Source organism: Acinetobacter pullicarnis, from assembly GCF_006352475.1.
GTDB classification, from domain to species: Bacteria; Pseudomonadota; Gammaproteobacteria; order Pseudomonadales; family Moraxellaceae; genus Acinetobacter; species Acinetobacter pullicarnis.
Genome location: NZ_VCMZ01000001.1, coordinates 1128907 through 1142543, shown reverse-complemented (window position 1 = coordinate 1142543; position 13637 = coordinate 1128907). Strand labels below are relative to the sequence as shown.

At 40.7% G+C, this 13637-nt stretch carries 10 protein-coding genes and 1 pseudogene; 1 reads left to right on the top strand and 10 read right to left on the bottom strand.

From position 1 onward, the window contains the following. Window positions 1-5: 5 nt before the first annotated feature. The 9 genes and pseudogenes from phnW to FD716_RS04805 all read right to left on the bottom strand — a co-directional run. Window positions 6-1142: a 2-aminoethylphosphonate--pyruvate transaminase gene (gene phnW / locus FD716_RS04845; protein ID WP_139851226.1), complete on the bottom strand. Its 1137-nt coding sequence runs from the start codon at window positions 1140-1142 to the stop codon at window positions 6-8. 188 nt (window positions 1143-1330) lie between these two features. Further along, entirely contained in the window at window positions 1331-2500 is a 1170-nt protein-coding gene (locus FD716_RS04840) for a TIGR03364 family FAD-dependent oxidoreductase (RefSeq protein ID WP_139851225.1), read from the bottom strand. 211 nt (window positions 2501-2711) lie between these two features. Further along, on the bottom strand, window positions 2712-4421 hold the full coding sequence (locus FD716_RS04835; protein ID WP_139851224.1) for a putative 2-aminoethylphosphonate ABC transporter permease subunit: 1710 nt from the start codon (window positions 4419-4421) through the stop codon (window positions 2712-2714). Beyond that, window positions 4415-5698, bottom strand: a complete 1284-nt coding sequence (locus FD716_RS04830) for an ABC transporter ATP-binding protein (protein WP_139851223.1) — start codon at window positions 5696-5698, stop codon at window positions 4415-4417. Before FD716_RS04830 ends, FD716_RS04835 begins: the two co-directional genes overlap by 7 nt. 71 nt (window positions 5699-5769) lie before the next feature. Next, window positions 5770-6813 (bottom strand): putative 2-aminoethylphosphonate ABC transporter substrate-binding protein, encoded by a 1044-nt coding sequence (locus FD716_RS04825; protein WP_139851222.1) that lies wholly within the window; start codon window positions 6811-6813, stop codon window positions 5770-5772. A 136-nt stretch (window positions 6814-6949) separates the two neighbouring features. Next, window positions 6950-7672, bottom strand: coding sequence for a UTRA domain-containing protein (locus FD716_RS04820; RefSeq protein WP_228714981.1), 723 nt, complete (start codon window positions 7670-7672; stop codon window positions 6950-6952). Window positions 7673-7828: 156 nt separating this feature from the next. Then, window positions 7829-8317, bottom strand: a complete 489-nt coding sequence (locus FD716_RS04815; RefSeq protein ID WP_139851220.1) for a DUF7919 family protein — start codon at window positions 8315-8317, stop codon at window positions 7829-7831. Window positions 8318-8471: 154 nt separating this feature from the next. Continuing rightward, complete coding sequence (locus FD716_RS04810) at window positions 8472-9974, bottom strand: CoA-acylating methylmalonate-semialdehyde dehydrogenase (protein WP_139851219.1); 1503 nt, start codon at window positions 9972-9974, stop codon at window positions 8472-8474. 107 nt (window positions 9975-10081) lie between these two features. Next, window positions 10082-11465, bottom strand: a pseudogene (locus FD716_RS04805) (MFS transporter); the annotation flags it as partial. Between the two features lie 490 nt (window positions 11466-11955). On the opposite strand from FD716_RS04805, the gene FD716_RS04800 reads away from it, so the two are divergent. After that, the gene (locus FD716_RS04800) at window positions 11956-12534 is read left to right on the top strand and encodes a LuxR C-terminal-related transcriptional regulator (protein ID WP_228714908.1); all 579 of its coding nucleotides are present in this window, start codon (window positions 11956-11958) and stop codon (window positions 12532-12534) included. A gap of 167 nt (window positions 12535-12701) precedes the next feature. Here FD716_RS04800 and moaCB read toward each other — a convergent pair whose 3' ends face one another. Continuing rightward, entirely contained in the window at window positions 12702-13625 is a 924-nt protein-coding gene (gene moaCB / locus FD716_RS04795; protein WP_139851217.1) for a bifunctional molybdenum cofactor biosynthesis protein MoaC/MoaB, read from the bottom strand. Window positions 13626-13637 lie beyond the last annotated feature (12 nt).

Sequence of the window (13637 nt, the reverse complement as noted above, 5' to 3'; positions counted from 1 at the left end):
ACTATTTAAGCTGATACCTTGATATGTAGATTGCTTTGGCAATACGCTGCAATCGCTGTTAATAATTTCTCTATGTCACTTAAATAAACTTCGCCAATATTGCCAATGCGGAAGCAATCTAAATTGGAAACCTTGCCCGGATAAATCACAAAGCCTGCAGATTTTAAATTTTCATAAAATGCATAAAAGTCAAAATTTACATCTTGTGGATATAAAAAAGTGCTGATAATCGGTGATTGCGTACACGTTTCATCCAGTACCCGTTCAAAACCTAGCGCTTGCATTCCTGCCGCTAAGCATTGTTGATTGGTGGAATAACGTTGATAACGTGCAGTGACACCGCCCTCATGCTCCAGTTCAATCAGGGCTTGATAAAAGGCACGTACCACATGAGTCGGTGAGGTAAAGCGCCATTTTCCATGATGTTTTTCCATGGTTTGCCATTGATCATAGAGATCGAGACTGACTGATCGTGCAAAACCTTGGCACTGTTCCAGCACCTGACGCTTCGCTAGAACAAATCCAAAACCAGGGACACCTTGAATACATTTATTCGCACTGGAAATTAGGAAATCGATTTCAAGCGCTGCGATATCCATCGGAACCCCACCGAATGAACTCATCGCATCGACAATCCAAATTTTATTTTGCGCTTTCACTAAACGCCCAATTTCAGCGATTGGATTTAGAATACCGGTCGTGGTTTCGCAGTGCACACAGGCCACGTGAGTAATGCTAGGATCGAGTAAGGCTGTTTCAATTTCTTCCAAATCAGGCATTTGTGTTTCAGCATAGGCCAAGTCGAAATACTCAATATTGAGACAGGCTGCCATTTGCATCATACGTGTGCCATAGGCACCATTATGAATAATCAATAACTTGCCTTGTTTCGGAATCACTGAGCCCAAAACCGCCTCAACGGAAAAGCTGCCACTACCCTGCATTAATATCGCGGTAAAATCATCAACTTCGGTCGTTGCCATCGCAATCAGCTTATGGCGAATCTCTTCAACCAAACCGTTATATTCTTGATCCCATGTACACCAATCTTTGTGCATTGCACGGCGCACCGTTGCAGACGTTGATAATGGTCCGGGTGTTAGGAGAAGGTATTTATTTTCAAGGTCATCATAACTATTCATGGCTGTACTTCCTTTCTGAATATCTGCATTTTTGCGCTGGTTTGTCGCTACAAGGGCAACAATCCAGTTCCGATCTCAATATTTATATTATTAAATTACCATAATCTGGTTTAAACCAGATGACAGTTTTGCATTTTTTTTAAAATAAATAAATCTAAAATCACACATTAAGCAGTTAATTTAAAAATTTAAAAAATATGTTGTTCTAAGACTTCTTGAATAAAACCTGGACCCGTCGTCATCCCTTTGCCCGCAATTGCGCTCACCAAATAAATATGCTTTTCGGCTTCAGTGACACACGCCATTTCACTGTCATGACTAAGGTAATACCCCATCCATCGCTGTTGTATTGATGGTAAGCGCAACCCCATCTGACTGTGACAATAATCTTGAATATATTGATTGACCTGTTCACGCTGTTGAAATTGTGGTGCAGCATCAATCGGATGATATTCATGACTGTCCCCAACAATTAACTCACCACGGGCATTTTGTTTAATCAGAATATGAATGCCATAATCGATTACCAGTTGCTCGGAAAGTTGCTGTTGTAATGCACGATGGCTTGGACAGATTTCAAATGCTGGATAGCGAGAAATAGATAATCCCGAATATAAATCGGCCTGCATTTGAGTGCTAAATGGTTGCGTTAATAACATTTGCAACGCACAACGTTTTAAACCCAATTTTTGCAGTAAGTCGGGATACAGAATATTCACAGCATCGCCATGACAGATTAGTATTTTATGGGCTTGAAATACCGCGCCCGAAGCCAATTGAGCTTCGCAATAGTTCGGCTGTGAACGCGTCTGAATCACACAGGCATGACAATAAATTTCAACACCCAAATGCTGTGCTACCTCTAATAACTGCTTGCCGATTAATGTGGGCTCAATCGAATAATCCCCTTCAATCATTAAGCCGCCTTGAAAAGCTGCAGCAGGATTTAAATACTTAAATTGTGTTTGGAGTTGAGCAGGACTCAATACATTTGCGTTAATTTGATAATCTTGGGCCGCCTGTGCAAACTCATTTAAAACTTGCCATTGCAGTGGGTTATTGGCCAAATATAAACTTGCACGCGACCTTAAAGAAATATCTGTCTGTAATTGAATCGCTTGATAAAAGGTTCGGGTTTTTAAAGCATATTCACGCCACTGCGTTTCAGGATGTGCCAAAGTCGATGTCCCGATCATGCCAAAATTACGACGGGTTGCACCCACTGCTTCAGCATCTTTTTCAAATAAGCAAACTTTTAAACCATGCTGGGCAGCTTGAATTGCCGCCGATAATCCTAAAATACCTGCTCCCACCACGATTAAATCAAATGTTGCAGTTTTATTGATTCTATTACTCATCTGAACTCATCACTTATCTGTTTATAGGCTTGCGTATTTATGAATTTGTTTGAATGTTTATCGATGTCTATACCGATGCTTCTGTTCATCTTTCGCGATGACTAATCCAATCACTAGAACTCACTTTTCAGCCTGTAAACCATCGGCTTACTCACACATTTAATGTGCATTAGGCCGATGGCTATATTTAAAAAGCCGATCAATACGGTATTTATTGGCTGTTGTTTTGACGCCAGCCTTGACTATTTGCCATGATTTTTCGAGTGAATAGCCAATGTAAGAGTTTCACCCCACATGAGGTGACTAGAATCAGAATACTCATGGCAACGGCTGCGACAGTATCACCGGCATCATCCATATTTAATATAGAAACAGCGGCTAAAGTGGTATCTGGTGAATATAGGAAAATAGCAGCAGATACGGTGGTCATCGCATTTACAAAGACATAAACCGTAACATCACATAATGCTGGAAAGCACAACGGTAAATAAACTTTCCAGAGCATTTTCCATTTTGAAACCCCAAGGGTCTGTGCAGCTTGATCCAACTGTTTCGGAATCTGTTGAATGGCATTGCTCAAGGTTAAATGTGGTACGGTGTAATAATGAATAATGGTTGAAATCACCAACAAAGTCAGTGAGCCATACAAAAAGCTCAATGGATTTTCTGGGCGATTAAAAAACAAAATATAGGCAATGCCGAGTACTAAACCAGGCACAGCCAAGGGCAATAACACCAAGAGTTGTACATAGTTTTTAATGAGCGGAATGGTTTTAAAACGTTCAATTAATAAGGCCACAGTGAAGACGAGGATACTTCCGAGCACCGTACTAAATAATGCCAGTTTAATTGAGTTAAAATAAGCATCCCAGCCACCATCGACATACTCAAAGCGATAATGGTTGAGGGTTAAAGACAAATCATAAGGCCAATAACGAATGAATGAAGCCAATATTGCGGTGATAATAATCAGTAAAATCGCTGTAGAAATAACCCCACAAAATACCATCATCGCCATTTCTAACTTTCGATTCGATCTTGCCATATAAGGCTGAACCTGAAAACTCTGATAACGAATCTGCCTTTGACGTTGCACCCAATCAAATGCAAAGGCAATAATCGCCGGGAATAGCAGTAGGATTGATATGACCGCCCCCATATTCATATTCTGTTGACCAATGATCTGCTTATACACATCCAAGGCCATCATATTAAATGCACCACCAATCACCTTTGGAATACCGAAGTCGGTCAAGACATAAGTAAATGAAACCAGACATGCACTGACCAAGCCATAACGAATGGCAGGTAGGGTTACGGCATAATGGGTTGCCCACAAACTTTTACCCAAAGACTGTGAGGCTTCAATCAGGCGTTGATCAACATTCCGAAAAGAGGCCAGCATCAACATTAATATTGCGGGGAACAGCCAAAAACAATAACTAATCAACACACCAATCGGGCCATATATACTGCTCGCCCCCATCCATGATTTTAAAACTCCTTGCTGACCGAATAAGTAAACCAGTGCCAAGGATGGTAATAATGAAGGTGCTAATATCGGCAAAAATGCCACCATCTTAAATAAACCCTTGCCTTTAATTTGTACATTACTTAAGGCAAAGGCATAAATACTAGCAAGAAACACAGTGATGACGGTTGCAACACATGCCATCCAAAATGAATTAAAAACTGAGCTGATTAAAGCCGGATTGGAAAAATAAGCTTTGAAATTATCCAATCCAACAAACTGCTGTTGTTGATCATAAAATGCGCTTTGAAATAAAACCATCAACGGTGCAATTAGCACTAAACTTAAACCCACTGCCAGAATGAATAATGCAACATTTGAACGCAATGAATAATGAATGTTTTTCCGAGTTTGACTATTTAGTATGGCCGCAGCAGTTTGATTTAACATAGTGCCAATCCTTGCTGATTAAAAACATGCAGCATTGATTTAGGCACGTAGGCATACATTGGTGTTTCAAATTGCGTAATATGTTGCTGCTGCAAACAAATTTGATGAAATGCTGCATTCTCAATTTCAATTTGTAAAATTGGCGCATTTTCACCAACAGTCTCAGTTGTAGCTTGCATCGTATTGAATGGTATATTTTCAACTGAAGTCGAAGCTGTCATTTGATTTAAGGCATTCATATCAATTTCACAAAACAAACGACGCTTTGCTCCCAAAAACTCTGAGTTTAATAATTTTATAGGGAAGATCATTGCATCTGGATCTGCTTTAAACTGTGCGGAGAGCTGGATGGCTTCAGGACGAAAACCAATTATATAAGGCTGCTTTTTATGTAAATTCAACTTGGGAAATTCAAATGATGCCTGATTTAAAATCCGCAATTGATGTGCAGCCACACAATCCGCCATTATAAAATTCATACTGCCAATAAACTGAGCAACAAACTGAGTTTGTGGCTTGTAATAAATATTATGCGGTGTATCCACTTGTTCGATAACGCCATGATTCATCACCACCACACGATCAGAAATACTTAAAGCCTCCTCCTGATCATGAGTCACCATAATGGTGGGTAAGTTCAGCTGTTTCTGAATCGTTTTAATTTTCTGTCTCAGGGTTAAACGAACTTGCGCATCGAGTGCAGAAAGCGGCTCATCCAATAATAATAAATCAGGCTTAGGGGCAATTGCTCGCGCTAATGCAACACGTTGTTGCTGACCACCAGACAATTGATTGGGATATTTATCCGCAATATTCGGAAGCTCAATCAAATCTAATAATTGCTGAACACGCGCACTACGCTCTACTCGGCTCCATTGTCTAGCATGCAGTCCAAAACCAATATTTTCAGCAACAGTTAGGTTTGGAAATAACGCATAATTTTGAAAAACAATACCACAACGACGTTTCTCAACACTTTGTTGGGTAATATCCTGCCCCTTTTTAATAACCTTGCCATAATCCGGCTGTTCCAATCCTGCAATAATCCGCAGCAAGGTGGTTTTACCACAACCTGAAGGTCCCAAAAAGCTGACAAATTCCCCTGCTTTGAGCTCTAAATGAATATGACTCAACGCTTGGAATTTTTCAAAGTGCTTTTGAATATCCAATACTTCTAAAATCGTTGCTTGTTGTTGCGCACAAGCATACGTTTTCAGCGTTGATAATAAATGTGATGTGTCTTGTGCTGAGTCTTGGAATGGCATTGGAATTTGCATACGGCCTCTATACGATTTTTTAAATGTGGTTTTTATCTCTGGTTTTAAAATCAGCTTTGTCATTTGAACTGTTATTTTTCAAAACGTTTTGACCATTCAGCCACGATCTGATCACGACTTGATGCAGCCCAATGAAAATCATTTTTTACCAGTTGTTGTGCCAAATCTTTGGGGAAGTCTTCATTGCTGCTTTCAATACCCTGATAAGCCACCATCGAGAAGTTCTGTGCATATGCTTCATTTGCGGCCTGACTGACACTCCAATTAATAAATTTCTCTGCACTGCTTAGATTTTTTGTTCCACTAACAATAGCTGATGCCTCCATTTCCCAACCTAAACCTTCAGTTGGATAAACGACTTCGAGTGGTGCGCCACGTGCTCTTAATTTAAATGCAGGATAACCAAAGGAAATACCGATAATTGCCTCACCTTGTGCCGCCATCTTGCAAGGCTTAGAACCAGAATGAACATACTGTGCGATATTTTTATCGAGCGCTTGCATATAATCCCAAGCCTGCTTTTCACCAAAAATCTGCATCCACGCTGTGACATCTAAATAGCCTGTTCCACTCGAAGCTGGATTTGGCATGACAATCATATCTTTGTAAATTGGTTTGGCAAGATCTTGCCAACTTCGCGGTATGGGTAGATTTTTCTTGGCTAATTCCACAGTATTGACGCAGACCGCCGCTTCCCAGGCATTCATTCCAGTCCAAGTCGGCTGTGCTTTTTGACTGACGAATTCAGCTTTAAGATGTTCCACTCCCAATGGCTTATAGGGCTGCAACATATTTTTTTCTTCCATCACTAACAAGCTGGTCAATGCCAAACCAAAAACCACATCAGCTTGGGGATTATTTTTTTCAGCCAACAGTTTTGCCGTAATCACCCCAGTTGAATCACGTACCCATTTCACTTTAAGTTCTGGATAGGCCTTACGTAGCTCCCACTGATAACGTTTTAATTGGTCTGATTCAACGGAGGTATAAACCGTGATATTTTCTTCTTTTTGAGTATTAATATTATGGCTGCAACCACAAATGAATATCACGGTGGACAGGCCTAATAAACCAAGCCCAGCTTTTTTTATTGATCGTTTAAAATACTGACTCATATGCAATCCCAAATGAGAGCGATGTTGCGATATTCAGTATTTCAACAGTTTTATATGACAGATCGGTTAAACTGGTATAAACCACTTTAAAATAATTTTATTTTATATTTGTTTTTTAAAAGCACCTTACAGCGTATTATTTACGCGCTTCAAAGTGCAAATCTAAAACATCATGCAACCAATACTCTTGGTCAATATCTGTAATTACGCCATGTTGATCTCGATTTTGTCGACTAATATATAAGCCTAAAGCACCGACATTGACATGTAAGGCCCGCGCTTGCATTTCAGCCAAAGCCGTTGGATATAAATGAATATCGGCACGCTGAATAAAGCTCTGATAACGTTCGGCCATTAAGATGGTGATCGATTGTTCTAAATCTTGTGCTAATAATTCGGGAAACAAACTCGCATTAATCCTTAAATGTTCAACCACCACAGCGCGGCCCTGAATACTTCGGCGGCGCCAAATTGAATAGACGGGATCATCGATTTTAATATTTAAATGCTTGGCATCCCAAGCCGTCGCAGACATTAACTCTGCGGAAATTAAGTTAGTCGAGGGAATATAGCCCTGCTCTTGCACATACTGATTAAAACTTTTGGTCGATTGCGGTTGATAAATAATTCGAGGTGCGCGGACATACCAACCACGTCGATCAAGTCGGTAAATTAACCCATCCGTTTCAAGTGCAAGTAAAGCTTCACGTGCTGCAACCCGCGTGGTATTAAACTGTTCAGATAATATCCGCTCCGAAGGTAGTTTGGCATTACCTACAATCTCTCCTGATTCAATTTTATCGGCAATTGCGTCTCGAATAGGAGTATATTTAGGAACTCGGGCTTGGTTAAGATTAATTTGCGTCATACCAATAAAAAATAAAAACTGATTCCCGTACAATACACTGAAAATATGCAGACCTGCATAAAAGATTATATCTTCAGTACAATTTTCTTGGTGAAGCTAGAGGACATATAAATACGGTTACGCGTAATGAAAAGCAGCAAGCTCTGATTAAAAACTCATCCGCTTACAATCATAAGACTTGCCTAAATCAAAAGCTGCCAACGCATCAATAAAATCACTTGGTGGTAAATAATAATGCTCAACCATATAGTGATAGAGCAGTGTTGGAAAACTAAAGGTCACTGATCGATCTGCATTCGGAAGGCGCATTTCATTTTTTCCTAAATACATTACTCGACTTTGATCATCAATCAGTTGAATCGGCTTCTGACAATATGGACAACTCACCGGACTGCCAATCATATGCATGGTATGCACAATAATATTTTGAGGATGCTCATGCCGTCCAGATGGTTTATTAATCGGACGTTGATCTAGATTAAATAGCGTCAGGGTTAATAACTTGAGCACTAGATTTAAATCAAGCTGTCCTTTTATATAGTCATTTGCCCCGTCTAACCAACCAATATTGAGTACTTTGGGATCCGTTTTTGCCCCGATCATATAAGGCGCTAAATCTAAATAACGCATCAGCATGATCTTTCTCTCACTTTTATATTCAAAGTAATTAACCAAAGTTCCTATTGATGTTGTATGTGTTGATCATATTCGATAAATCAAGTCGTAAAGAGTTATACGCAATCTTTCGGCTGCAATCTATCTTACACCGTTTGCAGCCGAGTCGTGTCGATCATGTAATCTTAAATGCCAAAGACAAAGCTTGATTTTGCTCTTCTGCGTCAGGCCATTTCTGTGAAATGGTTTTAAGTTTGGTATAGAACCGAGCTGCATCAGGGCCATACAAATGCGATTCACCAAATTTAGAACGACGCAGCCCACCGAAGTTAAAATAACTCACAGGCAAAGGTACCGGCACATTGACTCCAATCATGCCCGATTCAACTTCCATAAAAAAGCAATTGGCCGATTTACCATCGCGGGTAAAAATGACTGAACCATTGCCAAAATCATGTCGATTCGTCACTTCTATCGCTTCATCTAAACTATTTACCCGGATAATGCCACGTGCAGGACCAAACACTTCTTGCTTATAGAACGCCATTTCCGTCGTAATATGATCAAATAATGTTGGCCCAATATAATAACCATTTGGATATTCAGGATGTTGATAACTTCGGCCATCTAATAACAGTTCTGCGCCATCCGCGACACATTGATCAATGGCTTTCAATACAGCTTGCTGAGACTGTGCCGAGATCACGGCACCAAAATCAGCAGCAGGATCATTATAAGCACCCATCGTCAACGCCTTGGTTTTTTCAATGACCAATTCACGTAATTTAACGGCCGTTTCTTCTCCCACTGGTAACAGTAACGAGACCGCCATACAGCGCTGACTGGCTGAGCCGAAACCTGCTGAGACAAAGGCATTGGCGGCTGCTTCCAAGTCTGCATCGGGCATCACTACCATATGGTTTTTCCCACCGGTAAATGAGGCCACCCGTTTATTGTGAGATGTGCCTTTTTGATAGACATATTCCCCAATTTGAGTCGAACCAACAAAACTTACGGCGGCAATGCCAGGATGTTCTAAAATTGCATCAACCGCGACTTTATCGCCTTGCACAATATTAAAGATATCATCGGGTAAGCCTGCTTCTTTCCATAGTTTGGCAAAGAACAATGCCGCACTCGGTACTTTTTCAGAGGGTTTCCAAACAATACTATTGCCGACTGAAACCGCCATCGCCATCATCACTGCGGGGATCATAATCGGGAAATTAAATGGAGTAATGCATCCCACGACACCGACTGGTACACGCAATGAAAATACATCAATATCGCCTGCCACATTACGCGCATATTCCCCTTTGGTCACTTGCGGTGCATTACACGCAAACTCAATACCTTCAATGGCACGGCCAATTTCGCCTTTGGCATCTAAAATGGTCTTACCATGCTCACGGCCAATAATTTCAGCCAGCTCATCCGTACCCGCAATCATCAATTCACGTAATTTATAAATCACTTGTAGACGAGCTGCATGTGACGCTTTGGCCCACTTTTTGGCATTCTCAGAGGTTGCTGCCTGCACCGCCAGATCGACCGTATTGACATCCGCATAAGCGCAACGTGCGATCTCTTCACCAGTTGAAGGATTAAATACCGGGCCTGAACGTAGGCTCTGTTGAATATGCTGACCTGAAATATAGTGACCAATAATCTGATTCATCTGCGTGCTTCCCTAATAATGATCTTGAAATAAACCTGATATGCACGGTTATAAACGGGGTCAGTGCAGTCATGTGCGCAAAAACTCCACTTGCACTGACTGCGTAATTATTCAATCACGGTTTTAATACTTGCAGTTTCCACCGCATGTGATTGTTGAGGTTGAGCGGTTTTATGCCGCAATAATGCTTCTGCTTTATGTTGTTTATCGCTCTTCATAAAGAAGGTACAGATAATCGCAATCACCGCCATGCCAATAATATAAGCCGAGATTAAATCTGGACTTCCATCACCGACACCTAATAGTTTGGTCGCGATCATTGGTGCAAAACCGCCGCCAAGTACGCCAGCCAATTGTACGGAAATGGAAATCCCGCTATAGCGAATTTCTGCTGGAAACTGACGGGCAAATAACATCGATTCAGGTGCATACATAATCGGGAAAATAACGCCAATACCAATCACTAGCGCCGCCCAAATCAATACCGGATCTTGGCTATTCAACATGCTAAAGAATGGATAGCAATATAGGGCCAACAGCAATAGACCAAACATAAACATATTACGCTGACCGACTTTATCGGAGATGTAGCCACATAATGGCGTCACCACAATAACTAAGCCTGCACCGCAAACAATTGCAAATAAAACGGATTGCCTTGGAATCCCCAGCTGGGTGGTGGTGTAGGCCAATGCAAACGTTGAGGCAATATAAAACCATGCATTCTCCGCAGCACGTGCCACGATGATGGTAATTAGCTCACGAGGGTGATTTTTAAAAACTTGTAATGCTGGGACTTTGACTTCTTTTTCCTGATGTTTTACTTTCTCAAAATCTGGAGATTCAGGTACTTTTACACGAATGTACCAGCCCACACCAAGCAGTAAAATACTGGCCAAGAATGGAATACGCCACCCCCAACTAAACAGGCTTTCTTCAGGCAAAAGTGATACTGCACCTAAAGCCAAAGAAGCCAGCATCAATCCCGCTCCAGCGCTGGCCTGCGGTAAACTGCCCCAGAAACCCTTACTGCCTTCCGGTGCATGCTCAACCGCCATCAATACCGCACCACCCCATTCACCCCCCATCGCCATCCCTTGGATGAGCCGCAAAATGACCAAAATCACTGCTGCCCAATAACCAATCGATTCATACGTCGGCAACAGGCCAATCAAAATGGTGGGAATTCCCATCAGCACCAGCGTCGTCAGTAGCATGGCTTTACGGCCAATTTTGTCACCATAGTGCCCAAAAATAATGCCGCCTAAAGGCCGTCCAATAAATCCGACAGCATAGGTTGCAAACGCGGCCAATACCCCGGTCATCGGATCTAGATTTGGGAAGAATAGTTTGTTGAATATCAGCGCAGCTGCTGCACCATAAATGAAGAAGTCATACCACTCAATCGAAGTGCCCACCATACTGGAAATACCAGCGAGACGATGTGAGGACTTTTTTGTTTTTTTGATTAATTCCTTGTATCTGCTCCATATCTACCTCGATCCTTTCAAAGTATTTTTATCCTTTAAACACGGTGGGTAACTCTGCTTAAGTTAACCCCACAATTCATATTATTTTAGTTATATTTAGAATCTAAAATATAAAGACAAGTCATTCCATATATTGATTAGAGTCAAATATAGTCATTAATAAAATATGAATTCCATATTTATTAATTTGTCTGACTTTCAAAAACCAGTCAATACACTTAATTACTTAAGTAGTTTTAATTCAGACTAAATTCATTGGAATACAAAAACTTATATAAAAAATAAGTTTCAGACTAGACCAAAGTAAAACAAAAAACCTTAATCTTATAGTTAACCTAAACAAAGAGAGTCGATTTATACAGTTTCAATCACATTGTTTTTAAATGTCGCTTTAAATGCTATTTTATTATAAAGAAATGAATTATATTTACGGGCTATTTAATATGACTGTATTATAAAAACTGCCATAAACTGTTTTTTGGAATATACGTATGGATACGATGATGGACTATAATAAATTAGCTTATGACTTTTGCCCTGCTCCAATTGTGGTACTGAGCTATCGGCGCATGATGGAAATGAACGCAGCCTTTGAACATTTATTTGGTTATAGCCGTGAGGAATTAATTGAACAATCGATTATTAAGATTTTTCCAAGCTTGGCTGATTATGAAAAAATCGGTAATGACGCATTACAAAGCCTGCAACAACAAAAAAGTCTGTTTTATTCTGACCAACGTTTTATGCAACATCAAAATGGTGAGGTCTTTTGGACACACACCCACGGACGCACGCTAACCCCTGAAGATCCGTTTAAATTGATGATTTGGCATTTTGAACGTAAAGATAAAAATCAGCAGTTTGAACAGCAATTAACCAAACGTGAGTCGGAAATTACACAATTTATTGTCAATGGTTTCACCTGCAAAGAAATTGCAAAAAAATTAGATTTATCACATCGAACCGTGGAAGTGCATAAAGCCAATTTAATGAAAAAACTTGGCGTTCGCACCAAGGCAGAATTGACTTCAAAAATTATTATTCAAAAGTATCCAAACAACCTAGCGTGATAAATTTTTAAGTTATGTTCCTTCTAATCGAATCAACAGCGCCACTTCAGTCATAATGCCAGTGAGGCATCTATGTGTATTTTGGTATTTTGACTGAAGGATTGCGCGAATTGAGTTACTGCGTTGCTCAGGACAATGCCTTCCAAAGCTAATCTGAGCATATGACATTAGGCATACCCCCCGATATGTGGAATATTCTGTTGTACATCAAATAAATGTATTAATGCTGGCAGTACAGCCACCAGCGACTCTTTCGCCCCTTGTCGACTCCCTGGTAACGTCATTAATAAGGTTTGATCAATATATCCAGCAATTCCTCGACTGAGTGCCGCATAAGGCGTTCGTTTTTGTCCAAAATTACGCGCCGCTTCCATCAATCCGGGGATTTCTCTATCAAGTAAGGGCTGTATGGTTTCAACGGTTAAGTCTTTTGGCCCAAGCCCTGTTCCACCAATGGTTAAGATCAGTGGATAGTGATTTACCTGCTGATCAATCAGCTCCAATAGTTGTTCTGGATCATCTGGCAAAATGTAATAAGCAATATTACTAAAATTGGCCTGCTGCAAGATTTCTAAGACATTTTGACCCGCAGTATCGGGTTTTCGACCCGCTGCAACAGTATCGGATAACACAATAATCGATGCTGCCAAAGGGTGTTTAAGCACCTGACTAAAATGGGACTTCCCCCCTTGTTTTGCCAGTAATTTACATTGATCTAAGCTTAAATCTTGTGACTCACAGTGTGGCTTGAGCATGTCATAGAGCGTTAAGCCTGCCAGACTGACTGCTGTTAGCGCTTCCATCTCAACTCCGGTCTGACCAATCGTTTCAACTGTAGCAATAATTGCCACATGTTTTTCAAACAGTTCGAATTCGACATCAGCACGATAAATCGGCAATGGATGACAGAGCGGAATAAGCTCATCAGTCCGTTTTGCCGCCAAAATTCCGGCAATCCGTGCTGTTTTTAAGGCATCCCCTTTTTCAGTATTGCCATTTCGTAAAAGTTCAATGCAGTGCGCTGGTGCGTGGACCACACCCGTCGCCACTGCAGTTCGATAGCTTTCTGTTTTCATTCCGATATTTTTCATGAGATCCTCCAT